The 15534-nt window shown below is 44.0% G+C and carries 10 protein-coding genes; 4 read left to right on the plus strand and 6 right to left on the minus strand.

Going from position 1 to position 15534, the window contains the following annotated elements; translation table 11 throughout:
• Positions 1-27 precede the first annotated feature (27 nt).
• Positions 28-654 (plus strand): response regulator transcription factor, encoded by a 627-nt coding sequence (locus tag ACFGVS_RS16030; RefSeq protein WP_274211500.1) that lies wholly within the window; start codon positions 28-30, stop codon positions 652-654.
• Between the two features lie 130 nt (positions 655-784).
• Positions 785-2587, plus strand: coding sequence for an IPT/TIG domain-containing protein (locus tag ACFGVS_RS16035; RefSeq protein WP_439694704.1), 1803 nt, complete (start codon positions 785-787; stop codon positions 2585-2587).
• A 483-nt stretch (positions 2588-3070) separates the two neighbouring features.
• Here ACFGVS_RS16035 and ACFGVS_RS16040 read toward each other — a convergent pair whose 3' ends face one another.
• The 6 genes from ACFGVS_RS16040 to ACFGVS_RS16065 all read right to left on the minus strand — a co-directional run bounded on the left by ACFGVS_RS16040 (position 3071) and on the right by ACFGVS_RS16065 (position 14320).
• Positions 3071-3706 (minus strand): hypothetical protein, encoded by a 636-nt coding sequence (locus ACFGVS_RS16040; RefSeq protein ID WP_439694705.1) that lies wholly within the window; start codon positions 3704-3706, stop codon positions 3071-3073.
• A 32-nt stretch (positions 3707-3738) separates the two neighbouring features.
• The gene (locus tag ACFGVS_RS16045; RefSeq protein WP_439694706.1) at positions 3739-7278 is read right to left on the minus strand and encodes a DUF6443 domain-containing protein; all 3540 of its coding nucleotides are present in this window, start codon (positions 7276-7278) and stop codon (positions 3739-3741) included.
• A 31-nt stretch (positions 7279-7309) separates the two neighbouring features.
• Complete coding sequence (locus ACFGVS_RS16050; protein ID WP_439694707.1) at positions 7310-10771, minus strand: hypothetical protein; 3462 nt, start codon at positions 10769-10771, stop codon at positions 7310-7312.
• A gap of 108 nt (positions 10772-10879) precedes the next feature.
• Positions 10880-11983, minus strand: a complete 1104-nt coding sequence (locus ACFGVS_RS16055) for a hypothetical protein (protein WP_439694708.1) — start codon at positions 11981-11983, stop codon at positions 10880-10882.
• Between the two features lie 18 nt (positions 11984-12001).
• A complete protein-coding gene (locus ACFGVS_RS16060; RefSeq protein ID WP_439694709.1) occupies positions 12002-13189 on the minus strand; it encodes a hypothetical protein in 1188 nt (395 codons plus the stop codon).
• Between the two features lie 747 nt (positions 13190-13936).
• Complete coding sequence (locus ACFGVS_RS16065) at positions 13937-14320, minus strand: hypothetical protein (protein WP_439694710.1); 384 nt, start codon at positions 14318-14320, stop codon at positions 13937-13939.
• Between the two features lie 158 nt (positions 14321-14478).
• Here ACFGVS_RS16065 and ACFGVS_RS16070 point away from each other — a divergent pair, with 158 nt between their 5' ends.
• Both ACFGVS_RS16070 and ACFGVS_RS16075 read left to right on the plus strand, forming a co-directional pair.
• On the plus strand, positions 14479-14976 hold the full coding sequence (locus ACFGVS_RS16070; protein WP_439694711.1) for a GNAT family N-acetyltransferase: 498 nt from the start codon (positions 14479-14481) through the stop codon (positions 14974-14976).
• A 10-nt stretch (positions 14977-14986) separates the two neighbouring features.
• The gene (locus ACFGVS_RS16075; protein ID WP_439694712.1) at positions 14987-15478 is read left to right on the plus strand and encodes a MarR family transcriptional regulator; all 492 of its coding nucleotides are present in this window, start codon (positions 14987-14989) and stop codon (positions 15476-15478) included.
• The last annotated feature ends 56 nt before the right edge of the window (positions 15479-15534 follow it).

Genomic DNA, 15534 nt, shown 5'->3' on the forward strand with positions numbered 1-15534 from the left:
TGAATAGTAAACCGTAATTTAGCACTTATGCCGGTAAGTATAGTTTTATTTGAAGATAATGACCGCCTGCGCGAATCATTGGCCTACCTGCTTAACAGCGACCCTGAGTACGCAGTTAAAGGCGATTTTGATAATTGCAACCAGGCGGCAGAGATCATAGAACGGCTTAAGCCTGATGTTGTGCTGATGGATATAGATATGCCGGGCAAAACTGGTATAAGCGGGGTTGCTATGGTAAAACAAGCCCGCCCGGAAACTGCCGTAATCATGTACACTGTTTTTGAGGATGATGAGAAGCTTTTTCAGTGCCTTTGCGCCGGGGCCAACGGTTATTTATTAAAAAAAACGCCGCCGGCCCGGCTGTTTGATGCTATCCGCGAGGTATTGGATGGCGGCGCGCCCATGTCGCCCGTAATTGCCAGAAAAGTGCTCATGTCATTTCAGCAAAAAAACGACAACCAATACAACCTCACCTTGCGCGAAACTGATGTGCTGCAGCTTTTAATAAAAGGGAACAGTATTAAAATAATAGCCGATGAGCTGAATATGGCTTTTGACACCGTACGCTCGCACCTCAAAAAAATATATCTAAAACTTCATGTAAACTGTGGCAAAGAAGCGATAGCCAAGGCGCTGAAGGAAAAAATATTGTAATAGACTGATCAGGAAGGTTTGCCCGCAATTCACTCAAAAAGAGGATTGACCACCATCCTAAATATGCTCAATTTCATAGGCAAGTAAATGCGGTTTTAACACTTCGCGCTAAAACATCAAACTATACCTTATGAAAACAAAGCTCAGCTACTCCATTTGTATATTTTTTGCGATACTTTTTGTTTCGCCTGGCTGTAAAAAAAGCAGCCCGATAATCATACCTGTAAAACTGCCCGCGGTTAATACCATCAGCCCCGCTTCCGGCATTGCAGGCACTGTTGTTACTATCAGCGGCGCAAACTTCAGCGCTACGGCCGCCGATAATACCGTAAAATTTAACGGAACTGCTGCAAGTGTTACATCAGCTACCGCAAGCACTTTGGTTGTAACAGCGCCCGCGGCTGCCAGCACCGGGGCCATAACCGTAACCACAACCGGCGGAACCGCCACCGGGCCGGTATTTACCTACTTAATGGCGCCAACAGTTGCCACAATCAGCCCTGTTTCGGCCAAAGCAGGGGCTGCCGTAACAATTACCGGGACAAACTTTGATGCAACTGCTGTTAATAACACCGTAAAATTTAACGGTGTGGCAGCAACTGTTACATCGGCTACAACCACAAAATTGGTGGTTACCGCGCCGGCTGCGGCCACCAGCGGGGCCGTAACTGTAGCCACATCGGGCGGAACCGCTACCGGGCCTGTATTTACCTACATTGTAGCCCCAACTATCACGGCAATTAATCCAACCTCGGCTGCCGAAGGAGCATCAGTTACCATTACAGGGACCGATTTTGATGCCGTAGCTGCTAATAATACGGTTAAATTTAACGGGACCGCTGCCACCATTACCACGGCAAGTACTACGCAACTGGTTGTTAAAGTGCCAGGCGGCGGCAGTTCGGGTAATGTAACCGTTACCACTGTTGGCGGCACATCTAACGGCTTAGCTTTTACTTATACTGTAGCCGGCCCAAGTGTTTATGTACTTGGTTCTGATATCGTCAAAGGCTTTGGTTATTGGAAAAACTCATCCTTCACGGCCATAACCGATTGTACAACCCCTTACGCTATGGTTGGCTCGGGTACCGATATTTATGTAGCCGGGCCTGCATCTACCAATACACCAACTTATTGGAAAAATGGCACAGCTGTGCATCTATCTTCACAAACAGGGTACACGTTTTCGATAGTTGTTTCGGGTACCGATGTTTATTGCCTTGGCCAGATTAATGGTACTTACTATGTATGGAAAAATGGCACGGCTACCCAGTTAACAACTACAACAGTCACTAATATCGGAGGCTCGGGTACAAGTAATTATTTAAACAACGCTTTAGCCGTGAGCAATGGCGACACATACGTGGCAGGGGCGCGATACCTGGGAACTTCTACCATTTTAAAAGCTACTTACTGGAAAAACGGCACCCCAATTGACATAACCGATGGCATACACTCGGGTAACGCGCTGGCAACGGCAATAGCTGTTTCGGGCGGCGCAGTTTACGTGGCCGGCACTGAAGAAATAAGGGACCCTGGTACGGGCGGAATCATAAATAAAGCACCACGCCTCTGGAAAAATGGCGTTTCTATCCCGTTAAACACACCTGGCAACAGTTTATTCAACAGCGTTTCCAGCATACTGGTAGCGGGCAGTGATGTATATGTAGGCGGGCAATACAATGGGGCAGGGGCAGTTTGGAAAAATGGCACCATGCTTGCTCCATCGGCCTATGCAGTTGCCGAAAACGTATCTTCGCTGTTCTTATACAATAACACCGATTTGTATGCGGGCGGTGCATCATCGTCATCGGGCGAAAACGGTTACTGGAAAAATGGCAGTTTTGTTGAAATGGATCCCGGATGCACCATACTGAGCTCAAGCTGTGCGCGTACATCGGCTAACCAGGTTGTTTCTGTGTATGTTAAATAATTAATGCATAGGTAATGCAATAGGTTATTTCGGCCGGTATCAACTGCTTTCAGTAGCCTCCCACGCAGCCGCCCCGATACTTATCGTGGCGGCTGCGAAAAGAACAATAGTTATAAAAAACAATAAGCATAGCCGGTTGGAGACATTTTAACAGCAGAATACTATGGGATAGTAGGGATAACCTAACACATCAGCTAATCAACCCACCTCCCGCAACAAAACTTTTTGAATTTTGAATTTTGAATTAACAGAGCGTTCCCCCGCTGGTAGAAGCGGCGGTCAGGCTTTCCGCTACAAGTCCTCGCTTTGCCTTTGCCGCCCGCGCTGTGGGCTTTTCACTGCAATCCTTAACGCGAACTGCGGGGATACAAAAACACCCGGATGAAATTAAACATCCGGGTGTTGCATATTTATTACTTTGCATGGCGTTTGCCTATCAACGGGCACAACGCTTGACCCATGCGGCAGCTGGACGGAGAGGAACTATTTTTTTTCATATATCAGTCTAAACCTTAAATTACTATACTCGCTAAATGATTTGAGCCGTTGGCTATCTAAGAATTTCCATTTATAAGGGCTAATCCGCTTGAAAATTTTAACCATTGCAGGAAATCCATTATCAACATCATTAGGGTCTATCTTATCAGGGTCGTTAATCGGATGGATAAATGTAAAACAATCAAAATCCTGAAAATTATTTTCACATCCATTATAAAAGACTTTTTTTATGCTATCGGTCCCCACCTCGCTTCTCTTGGCCAACCCTCCTTTAAATACGAACATAACTTCGTAGGTCTCCTTTGCCTTAAAGTTGTATGCAAAACATAAATTAGCCAGGGAATCCCTGGATGAATTTACTCCTTGCAACGATCCGATATAAGAGCCATTATGTAATAGGTAAGAGCAATCGTTTAAAAACGGATCAAATAGCGAATCTGATTTATTGACTGGACTATTTAAAACCGGTTTATGGTATTTGTTATGTCCCATCGAATCCTTATTCAAAACTTCGTTATTTGAAATATGAGTATTGGGGCTATTACAAGCCATTAGCGTCATAAAAAAGAACAAAAAAGAGAATGAATTCTTTAATTCAACAGACTTATTGTATATATTCATTGTTGTTAATTAAATAACTGATTAATATGCTATTACCAATTTAAAACCCGCAATATCGCCCTTTTGAGGTCATCCCAGGAATGAATTTGATTGGGGTCGATGGTGCCAGCACTTTGATTGTTTAATGTTACAGAAACTTTTTTGGGCGGAGCTTTCTTCTCGTTTTTTTTATTATCATTATTATTTACAGGCTTACCTTTTACTCCACCAGCAGGGGTGTTTTCAACCTTTGGGCGAAAAAAACCTCTCCATCCGTTTTTTCTTTTGGAGAACTTTGACAAGTCAAAAGTAAATTCCCCTGTTCCATAGGCTGTCCCTCTGGCCTCAAGTGTGGTTATCGTGCCATCAGCTGCATTTACACTCTCCACTATCCCGGTATGCCCTTCGCCGGCGTCATCATCCCTCCATAAAAATATATCTCCCGGTTGTGGGGTATCGCTACTTATAAATTTGTTATCGTCCCCAAGCTTATCAACCAGTTCTGCAGTAGACCATGACTCCAGATTAGCAGTAATTCCATCGGCATACAATATTCTGCAAACAAATTCCGAACAATCCAGGTATTCTAATGCCGCAGGTGTATTACCTGTTCGCAGGTATGTCCTTTTTTCGGGTTTTCCTTCATATTCAAACTGTTGCTTATACGGAGTGCCGTTAAACGATTTTCCTTTCTTTATTCTTTCATCTGGCCCCATACCATAAATATCGATGTATCTTAAAGGATTATCAGCCCCATAAGCATATGGGGATATTCCTGAATATTGTGTAGCAAGTGGGTCAACCGAATTAAATCTTCCAGTCATAGGGTCGTAAAATCTTGCACCATAGTCGTATTGCCCGGTCTCCTCCTGCAACTCCTTCTTATTGTAAAGATAATCATTCTTTGGACTTACTGTGCTGCCCCGGCTGATCTCCATCCCAAAAGGATAATAATCATCCTGCTGTTTTATTGTAGTAGCCGAGTTCTGGTCAAAACTTATCCGTGTATTACCCAGGTGGTCAGTTAATGCATATTCGTATATATAATTGCTGCCGCTTTTGAGAGCCCGTCCCTCTCCTGTCTGTATAAAAACGATGGCCCCGTTTTCATACTGTATACCGTTTATGTAGTCCGTCGCCACCGTGCCATTGTTCTTTCGCAGCTTTTGCCCGGCGGCATCATAAGTATAGCTGAGGTTAAATCCGGTAGCAGTAACATTTTGCGGCAAGTTAAGCAGATTGTAGCTGATAGTTTTGCCTGTACGGGCATCGTAATTTACATTGCCGTTTACATCATAGGTATAGGTGCCGGCAGTGAGGCCTGTAACTGATTGCAATTGGTTTCCCGTATAAGCATAAGTATAGGTTGCGCTTTGCCTAGTCAGATGCTGAATGTTACCATTAGGATCATAATCTATCCCTTGTTCCGTATACCCTTCATTGGATACTCCCGCAGTGAGTCGGTTGAGTTTATCATAACTGTAGGTATAGTTTTTTGCCAGGCTGCCTGGAGTTCCCCAAAGCTGGTTGGCTATATTGCCATTGTATTGCGGTGTAGTACCGTCATTGTATTTTAATTGCATGGCAAACAACGGTGCCGAGCTTTGCTGCAACCAACCCCGCTCATTGTAGGTATAGCTGATATCCTGCAAAAACGGTGTAGCGCCCGTTGCACTATGCAGGTGTTTGGTTTTTAGCTGCCCTATCTCGTTATAGTCTGCCTGGCTTAGCAATACATTAGTGCCGCTGTTAATCTGCTCAAAGGTTTTGGTTTTACGGCCCATATGATCATACACGTAAGTATTGGCTACAGTAACTACCGGGCCGGTAGTACTGGTGGCATTATAATGCTGCCGGGTACTTGCCGTTACCATATTGCTAAAGTCATAAGTGCTGGCTATTATATCATAATTAGCCACATTGGGTGCGCCGCCACCCAGGTTATGTTGTTTATAGACCTGGATAGTGCGGCCCAGGCCATCATAATAGTTTACATTCCACAGCATACTGGTGGTACCCAATATATTTATCTTATTTGCGGTTAGCAGCCCTTTGGTTTGGGTACTTGAACCGGATGGTGCGGTAACAAAGGCTGCCGGAAGACCGGTGATATTGCTGAAGCTATAATCATCGTAGTAATTAATACTCAGATAACTGCTCGGCGCCGGGTAGCTGCTGATGGTATAGCCAGTGGTTGCGTCGGCAGTATTGCGGACATCCCACTGGGCGGAGGCATAAACATTATTTTGTAATGTCGGCTGTGCGAGTGCCGAAGCATCCGTCCACAAGCCGGTCATAATCACCCTCCCCTGGGCATCGTATTTGGTAACCGTCCATTGGTTGGAGAGTCGCTGTACAGCATCCTGGGTCAGCACCGGCTGGCCAAACCGATTGTATACCATATATTCCCAGCCTTTACCCGGCAGCTTTTTCCGGCTAAGCCTGTTACGCTCGTCGTAACGGTATTGGTAGCACAAATTATCCAGTGTGGTTTGGCTGGGCAGCCCTGTATCGGCACTGCTTATAGGCGGTAACACAAAAGCCAGATTGCCAAAATCGTCGTATACGTAATAGGTACTCAACACTTGTACCGTGGTCCCGGCCAGGTTAAAAGTGCGTTTTAATACCACATGGCCTTCTATATCTTTATATTCCTCGGTGCTCCCCGTTTTGCCGCTTATCCAGTTCTCGTCGTAACTAATGGTTACATACAGCTGACCGGCCTGGTAATAATTACCTGCTGCGTTACCCAGGGTAAGTGTTCGGCTCTGATCGCTGTTAATGGTGGCAGTATACAGGGTTGCGATAAAACTGTTGTTTACATCCGATATCGCAGTGGTATTATTGGTAGCATAAACCATTTTTTGAGTATGACCACTGGTGTTTCCCGCTACAGGCTGCCAAGCGTTACCCTGTGCCCCCTGCTCGGTTACCCGGTTAAGCGACGAGGGTTCGAAAATTGTTTGTGCGTATGGATTAGGATTAACTACAATGCCGTTACTTTGCTGGGTCCCGCTTACACCATTGCCTCCTGGATTATAAAAACTGCTTATATCAGTGCTAAGGGCATTGGTTTTATAACTACCATCGGCCGTTGCTGAGGTATATTGCTGATATTTATAAGCTTCGCGTCCGTAAGCATCGTAAGCGAAAGGTTGTACAATGTCTTTATCCAATGGTGAGCCTTTAACTATTATGGTTTGTAGGGGGCGGCCGATGCCATCAAGGTACTGCACTGTTTGCATCAACTCACAGGTGCTACGGTTGACTAACCCGGCCGCTGTGGTAATACCGCCTACGCGAGGCGTTGAAGTGAGGATATAGTTTTGTGCGGCACTCAGGGCTGTGGCTTGCGGCACGCAGTCGGGGTTTACAATATATAGGTTCAAGCTGCTACCTGAACCTGCCGTAAAACTGAAACCGGGGCTTAGCGTAATGCTGGTATTGCTGTAATATGAGCCTGCCGCCGGAGTTGTGGTCATAGGGGCATTTACATATGTTTGTGAACGGGAGCTTAAAGCCCAAAGCATAAGGCTTAAAGCTAAACAAAGCTGCTTTAGCCGTGATTGTATAGTGATATGGGTAATGGCCATATAGCTGGTGATTTAAGGTTGGTTTATTGATTTATTGTCCCTGGTAATGGTAATCCGTATGTTTAACGATATTCCCATCTTTATCCTTAATGTTTATCAATCGCTGATAGCCGTCATACTCATAATACGTAGTTTGGTTTTTCGCATCGGTGGCGCTGGTCATACCAATCAACGGGTCGTAGGTATAGGTAGTCATCTGGGCGGTGGCGGGGCAAAAGCGTACATCGTCTATCTGGGCATTAATTGCCGGTGATGAGCCAATGGTATAGGTGCTTCCTGTAACTGTAACCATAGTACTAACCAACGACCACACTGAGCCGGATTTTTGCCAGTAACTTAATGTGTAATTGCCGGCATCCAGGCCAGATAACGCTTTGGTATACGCGCCCGTGTGACTATAATGCCCTGTTCTGGCATCCGTGCTATTGCCATTACCTTCCTCAAAGCTATCAAAGAAGATATCGTTATAGTTGGCATCTGTTGCTTGTGCTACTGTGTATTGGTTATTGTAACCCCACTGAATGCCGTTAACACTTCCCAATGCCAGGTTCCTGCTCCTTAAATTCCCGGCAACATCATATTTGTTATAAAAAACCCTATCCTCAAATGCGCTTGTTTTGTATTGAGTTTGGACACTTGCAGGCTTTACCATATCGGCAGAAACATCAGTCCATATGTTATAATTAACTCTTAACCTGCTTAACAACACGTTATTTACAAACTCCTGCTTTTCCACAACGGGCGATAAAACATTATTTTGCTGCAATTTAACCAGGGCCAGGTAAGCCGGTGTTGTTAAGGCATCTATCTGGGCATTATCAAACGGATATTTACTGGTGGTTTTTAAGATGCGCCCATTGCTGTTAACAATGGTTTCATCAACCGGAAAATCGTGATAGGTATTATCATAGGTATAGGTTTTATCAGTTTGTATCGTGCCCGAATCTTCAAACTCCTTTATGGTTGTTTGAATTAGTTTATACGTGCCCGAGGTTATGGGTAGCTTTCGCACATAAAATTTATCGTAGGTAAACTGGGCTCCGTTACTCATGTCCCTGTTTAAACCTACCTTAACAAAATTATTTTCAACATAATTAAAAATGCCATAGCTATTAGTTACTTGTTTTTTTAACTGGTAACCCGAACCTGTATTTTTATATGTTTCCTCGCTGTTTAAAAGGCCGTTCATCCATTTATTTGTAACCGGGTAAATTGGCATTTCGGCCCCAGGCGGCATAGTATATAAGGAATAATCGCCACCGGAAGTATAGTAGAAAATGTTTTTACCGTTATTGGTAGTCGCGTCACCAGAATATTTTGTTACCACCGGGTAAGTTACAGGGCTGCCCGAGGCTAAGCCCAAGCCCCAGGTAGAAGTTGAGGTATAAATAGTTTTTGCAGTACTCAATATTGGGCAGGCGATACAACCTAAAACAGCGGAATCCCACTCATAATTTCTGTTATAGCTAAAACTATATAATTTATCGGCCGGACTGGATAGCACACCATATCCATTTTCACTTATGCCGTACTTATATGTATCTTTTGAGGATAGTACGCCGGTTGACGAATAGGTTTCAATACTGGCTATCCTTAACCCACCGGCCGGCCGCACATCGACAGTATTCACCGTGGTATTATAAGTTACAGATATAGATGCAGATACGCTGGATGAATTCACAAAACAATCGGCCCCCAGTTCATAAGTGTCACCCTTGTTTAAAACAACATTGCCAGAGTAGGTATAAGGGGAACCACCATTAGTATCGTGAGTTAGGTAAATTGATGTGCCGGTTGTAACATCAGTAAGGTATACGCCGGGGTAACTATCCTCCGCCTGTTCCTGGTAATCCGGGTTGGTGTATGCCGGCGCAGTTGCCTTGTTAAAGGTAGTAAAGCTTACATTAAGTACGGCGGGCAGTTGATTCTGTTCATTTTGAACAAATGTTAACCGCTGCGACGGATGTGGATCATTATAGCTGTTATTACCAAAAGCAGTTACTGATTGCGTAACAGGCACCGCTGTTGTGCTTGAGTATTGAAATTTGTTGGCCTCCCAATTAAAATTCGTGCTGCCGCCGGTAGGATAGGTAATAGATGTTAAAACCCCTGCTTTCATATAGTTTTCGTCCGAATTCCTGTTGGCCGCCCCAATCTGGTAACGCGAGTCCCAGGTGCTTTGAACAGGAAGCAGGCTGTGGGCGGTATTATTATTATCCGCGCCATTGTAATACCCCCAGAAATCCTGCGCCAATGATCCGCGATAGGTTGGCATTACGGCTGAATTATAATTAAAGCTGTGTTTGCTGACGAGTAACCCCTGGGCATCATATTCTTCCAGTCGATTTAACCTGAGGCGATAGGTACCTGTAGTGCTGGAATAATATGGGGCGCCTGTTACCACGGTGCCTGTGTAATGAAAATAATCTGTAATAAGTTTAATGGTTTTTAATTTGTTGAAAGCGCCATTGAGCGAATTATAAAAGACAATATTGTCCAGCCTACTCGATCCTCCATCCAGCCTGTCGGCTACGCGGTTAAACAATATTTTTCCGTTGGTAAAATCTATTTCCGTCAATCGCACCGGCCACCACTCCCGGATTGTTTCGGAATGATAATTTTGGACGCCAGAGCCTGAAACGTAAATCCAAAACTCTGATTGATCTCCTTCGCTCGCAACACAATTTTCCCCATAAGTGGCAGAATAATTTTGACTGTGCTCCGTCTCTACGTAGTCTGTTTCGTATTTTAATACAATGTTGTCTGTTTTTTCGGGATTTTGTATTTGAGTAAGCCACCAGGATGTTGTACAATTTTCCTGGGCTGTAGTGGAGCCGGTTTCTGAATCAGAATTCTCATTACCCGCAAAAGTGTAAATATTACCGTTTTCATCAACAATCTGGAAACCCATACCTACCCGGGTTATCTTCAGGCCCGTTTGGGGCATTTGGTATATATTATTAGATTGATCATAAGTAAACTGTCCCGAATGGCCATTGAAATTATAGTAATAAATATCAGGTTCAGTATCTGCTCTATTCATGCTTACGTCGAACATATACGAAGCATTGGCAGGGCTGTTGACCATCAGGTTATCATAGGTATAATGTGTCTGGCTTAAAAACCCCCCACTTCCTTCGTCGGGCTTGCCCATTACAACCCTGGTAATAAGACCTCCAGCGTTTAAAAGCCATCCGGAGCCTGTCCATGAGGCTAAATCATCAACTACAGATCCGGTCCCTTCATAGTTTAACGTAATTGGCAGTTGCAGGCTTGATGAATTAATCGTGTAAAGCGGGATGCCAATCTGCGGCCTGCCTGTATAATAGCTGACGTTGTAATTGCCATATTGAGCAAACCGGGCCGCTTCGGGCGAAGGGGGGCTTACTCTTGAATAATAGTTTACCAGGTCTGGCGTTTGGGAATATGATACGCCACTTAATTGTTGGAATAGCACAACAAATAAGATTTTTGCAAAATTTTTAATTTTCATTAGGGGTAAAATTTTCACGTTTAAAAGCAAATGAAATGGTTGTAGTAGCGAATTGACTTTTATCGAACATGCGCTAAAAAGGCAATAAATCCGTAACCAATTTTGCCATTACTCGGTTAACGATTGCATTTGTTTTTGTAAAAGATCAATTTGCGCCTGTTGCTTCTGTAATCTTGTTTCAAGAGCTTGGTTAGTTTCAGATTGCGCTTTTTCCTTTTTTTCCTTCTCAATCAAATACAAAGTCAACTCCTCTACCTTTTTAACCAGCAGCTTATTCATTTCGCCCAGGTTCAGCCCATCTTTGGCAACCTCAGCTTCAGACGGCATACCCGGTAAATGCTGGTTTTCATCGATGTAGTTTTTTACATCGGTAAGGGATGGGAGCTGGTAATCTTTTTTGAAAACGTAATCGGGCCAGTTAGCTGTTTCTACTTTTACCTGCTTTGACCGGATATTGCCATTTACAGATAGTGTTTCCTGTGGGGTGGATGTGCCAATACCTACATTGCCATTGTACAACCATGTCATCACTTGCTGATCGGGAATATCAGTTTGATTGCTTGCCCCATTCACAAACAGCTCTAATTTACTACCCCATACGCTTGGTCCGCCATGACCTATCCTAAATTCGGCACTTTCATTATAAGAATAGTTAGAAGTTCCTAATCTGGAAAGTTTAAAAACTGTTTTTGTAGGCGCTAACACTCCGCCCGGTTTACTGTCGGTTGGTTCATTTACTTGTAATCTACTCACGGGAGCAATCATTCCTATCCCAATATTTCCTGCTCCGTCAACAACCAGGTCATTACCATAATACCATTGAGCGCCTGTACCTAACTTATTAAACGACCGCCTGGTACCTATTATCATTTTTCCCGTGGCGTTACCATTATTCAAATTACCCGCCACCGTAATAATCCTACCCTGTCCCCATATGTTGGTCCCATCTGTATTTGCAGGGATTGCAAATTCCAATTGTGCCCCCGTACTGGCCGACCTTGCACCTGTATTCCCTTGAATGATTACCCCCCCACCATTTACTGAGTGCGCGTTATCACCGTCGGTATTTGTACCACTGCCAACAATATGGAGGTTTGTTGCAGGAGATGTAGTTCCAATGCCTGCATTGCCGGTAGCCGGGAATGTATTTTGTGCATAAGAAGAAAAGGCTGTAAATAGTACAGCTAACATTAGCATAAAAAATGATTTCATTTTTTTAAGAGTTAAGGTTTAATTTTTATTTAAGAGTTTTGTTATCGATTCAAGCTGGTTTTTAAGCAGATCTATTTCTTGTGTGTTTTTTTTGTTGATAGCTTCCTGCTCTTTTTCTTTCTTATCCTTCTCAATCAAATACAAAGTCAACTCCTCCACCTTTTTAAGCAGCAGCTTATTCATCTCGCCCAGGTTGATGCCATCTTTCTCAATTTGCTGTGCCGATGGGATTTCGGGCAGGTGCTGGTTTTGGTCGATATAGTTTTTTACGTCGGCGAGGGATGGCAACGTGTAGTCTTTTTTTAAAACGTAATCGGGCCAGTTGGCAACAAGCTTTACCGTTACCGCAGTTGCAATCATGCTGCCGCCAACTGCCAGTTTATGAGGTGAACCTGCAAGATTCCAGGCCGAATTATCTGTTGTGCCTATGCCTACATTCCCGGTGCCCGAAATAACAAGCTTATCTGATATAGTTCCTGCGTTATTGGTAGCAAAGCGCAAGGACGTAGTTGAAGTAAGGTTTACCCCGCTCTCTCTGAACGAGTATATCTGTGCGCCCAAAACATCGGGCGAAGGGGTTACGGGCGTGTAAAAATTTATAGCTGCGCCCTCGCCGGCCAGCTCGTTTCCGTTACTTCCTCTAAGTTCTAAACGCAGCAACTCGGTAACAGCGCCCGGGGTCATCACAGTGCTTACATGCAGAGGTGCAGCCGGGCTTGTTGTGCCAATTCCCACATTGCCGGCCGAGCTGACCCGCATCCGTTCTATATTAACGCCATCGGCACCTGCGGTAGTGAATGCAAATGCGCCGGGAACAACGCCACTTGCAGGAACTCCATCTACCTTAAAAATAAGTTGGCCCGAACGTTGCAGCGCGGTGCCATCATGGCCATAAAAATCAAGAAAGCCAATATAATCTCCGTTTTGCACGGCAAGGGGGGAGGCTGCTGTGCCGCGGGAACGCCCGAAATACAAGCGCGAACCTTGAACCGAATTGTTGAACGACTCGAAGCCAAAGTCGACAGAGGATCCGCTATTGGTGCTTCGGCCCGTAATGTTGTATAACTGAAATGGGTAAGCAGGGGTGGTTGTACCAATACCAACAGTGTTAGTAGTAGTGGTTACAGTACCAGCAGTTGTCCATTGGGCATGTACGAATTTCGAAACTGTTAAAATAATGATAAGCGTTAAGCATAGTTTTTTCATGATGGGAATAGTTTATTAGGGATTGTAAAAAATGTATATTTTATTATATGCGGGGAATCAATAAAAGCAGGCATAAAGGCAGTTTTATGGCCATGCTGAATAAGTTAAAATCAGGAATTGTTCGGGTTAGCTTAAGCGCTGCTTTGAGATGGTTCATGTTATCATAATAAGGATTAGGTTATAATTAAGCTATAGGTAAAACCAATTCCGATTACAGCATATCGCTTAATTGCTATATAAAAGTATATATTTTGTTTAATATGGAATATATATTTCACATTTTTTTTGACATAATTTACGCTGTTTTCCCCATAGAATAATTTTTCAATTAAAAATTTAGTAATCTATGGATCCATAACCGGGATGCAAGCAGAACTACACGGCTGGTACTATAAAAGTGGTGACGCTACCTTGTCAGTACCTGGTTTTAGCAGCAAGTTTTAGTATCAGGTAGCACGATTTTTAGTAGCCAATGTTTTAGATAGCCCCAGATTGGCGTTAAGAACAAAAATGAATACCGGCCCGCGCCTAACGCTTTGTGCACGTATGAATGTAAGGCCTGGCCCCGTTTCTACTAACGGGGAAACGTCCTTATTTAGTGGCTGGAGACTTGTTGATTAGGTGACTGGTTTTACCTGGTTAGTTAGATCAATCCTCACCAATTCCCAACCACTCACCTACCCACCAATTTTCCAGCTAAGTCACCTAATCACTACTCACAACAATTAAAAAGAATTTTTAGCCTGTTTACAGTAGCGTATTCATAAAGGTTTCTATTTGCACAACATCGTCTGTTGTAAGGTTTTTCCGGTTGCCCTCCCATTGCCAGTTTTTGTCTTCACCGGCATTTAGCACCAGGCAACCCAAATAGGCGCATGCAAAATCCTGTTCGTATTTGATGACAAGGCCTGGCCTAATAAAGTTTTTAAATTCCGGATGTTTTTCAAGCATCTTTTTTGTCTCTTCATCCATACGGTCCTGCAGGTTTTCTTCTATTAAACCCTCATAAACAAAGGCTTTAAAAGGTGGTTTTAATGACGGCAATGTGGGTGCATGCAACAAAACCGGGCTTATATGCAAATGCCGTTCCTGGCCTTCGGAATTTAAAGTAACCTGTTTTAAGTTAACCATTGGTTTAATTTACTGCTGTTAAGATACGTTTTTTACCTATAAAAGAAACCTGATTTGGGTATCGTTTATTAGTGTTATGTCATAAAATGCATCACAAGTAAATTTTTATTTGCAATATATGTAGTTAACTACGTAGATTTGTACATAAATTAATTGTCATGGATACTTCGCTTGAAATTACCCCTCTTGATAATGCTTACTGTGAGCAGATTATTGACATTATACTGCCCATACAGCAGATAGAATTTAACGTACCCGTAACGCTGGAAGGCCAGCCCGATTTGCTGGATATTGAAAGCAACTACCATAAAACCGGCGGCACTTTCCTGGGCGCCAAAATTGATGGCGAACTGGTGGGCACCATAGCCCTTATTGCCATTGACGGTAAGGCCGGGGCATTGCGCAAAATGTTTGTACGCAAAGAGTACCGGGGCAAAGAATTGGGCATTGCGCAGCGTTTGCTGGATGAATTGATTGCTTATTGCAGGCTACAGGATATTACAGCTATATACCTGGGTACGGTGGATATGCTGAAAGCCGCCCACAGGTTTTACGAAAAAAATGGCTTTACCCAACTGGCCAAACAGGATTTGCCGCCATCGTTCCCGCTGATGGGCGCCGATAATATTTTTTATGAGCTACATTTGAACAATTAACCACAAGCGGATGAACGTTATTGATGAATCGGGCATTTTAGCCATCAGCACCCGGCTGCAGCGCCTGGCCGATACCCTGCGCAAAGACGGCGTGCTGATTTACAAGGCCAACAATATTGATTTTGAACCGAAGTGGTTCCCGGTTATTTATACCCTGCATTTTAAACCCGTGCTAAGCGTGGTGGAGCTGGCTAATGAAATTGGGTACACCCACCCTTCCACCATCAGCCTGCTCAAAGAGCTGGAGAAGGAAAAGCTGATCCGGTCGAAAAAAGATAAGGCCGACGAGCGCAAGCGCCTGGTGATGCTCACCTCCAAAGGCCAGGAACTGGTGGAGCGCATGCGCCCCGTTTGGGACATATTCAAAGCCGCTGCCACCGAACTTACCAACACCCAAAACAACCTCATGAAAGCCATTGACGAAGTTGAGGAACAAATAAACCTGCAAAGCTTTTTCGCAAGAGCGCAGCGGTTAAAAGGGGAGAAACAGCAAATGGAGTGATCGTTTTGCGTCAGTCCAGGTCGAACATAAATCGGGAACACCTGTTGTAAATAAAT

This window comes from Mucilaginibacter sediminis (assembly GCF_051903035.1).
GTDB lineage: Bacteria > Bacteroidota > Bacteroidia > Sphingobacteriales > Sphingobacteriaceae > Mucilaginibacter.

Excerpts from the sequence above, each read along its gene's own strand:
- ACFGVS_RS16065 (WP_439694710.1), bottom strand. The coding sequence starts at position 14,320 with ATGGTTAACTTAAAACAGGTTACTTTAAATTCCGAAGGCCAGGAACGG.
- ACFGVS_RS16060 (WP_439694709.1), bottom strand. The coding sequence starts at position 13,189 with ATGAAAAAACTATGCTTAACGCTTATCATTATTTTAACAGTTTCGAAA.
- ACFGVS_RS16045 (WP_439694706.1), bottom strand. The coding sequence starts at position 7,278 with ATGGCCATTACCCATATCACTATACAATCACGGCTAAAGCAGCTTTGT.
- ACFGVS_RS16040 (WP_439694705.1), bottom strand. The coding sequence starts at position 3,706 with ATGAATATATACAATAAGTCTGTTGAATTAAAGAATTCATTCTCTTTT.
- ACFGVS_RS16035 (WP_439694704.1), top strand. The coding sequence starts at position 785 with ATGAAAACAAAGCTCAGCTACTCCATTTGTATATTTTTTGCGATACTT.
- ACFGVS_RS16055 (WP_439694708.1), bottom strand. The coding sequence starts at position 11,983 with ATGAAATCATTTTTTATGCTAATGTTAGCTGTACTATTTACAGCCTTT.
- ACFGVS_RS16075 (WP_439694712.1), top strand. The coding sequence starts at position 14,987 with ATGAACGTTATTGATGAATCGGGCATTTTAGCCATCAGCACCCGGCTG.
- ACFGVS_RS16050 (WP_439694707.1), bottom strand. The coding sequence starts at position 10,771 with ATGAAAATTAAAAATTTTGCAAAAATCTTATTTGTTGTGCTATTCCAA.
- ACFGVS_RS16030 (WP_274211500.1), top strand. The coding sequence starts at position 28 with ATGCCGGTAAGTATAGTTTTATTTGAAGATAATGACCGCCTGCGCGAA.
- ACFGVS_RS16070 (WP_439694711.1), top strand. The coding sequence starts at position 14,479 with ATGGATACTTCGCTTGAAATTACCCCTCTTGATAATGCTTACTGTGAG.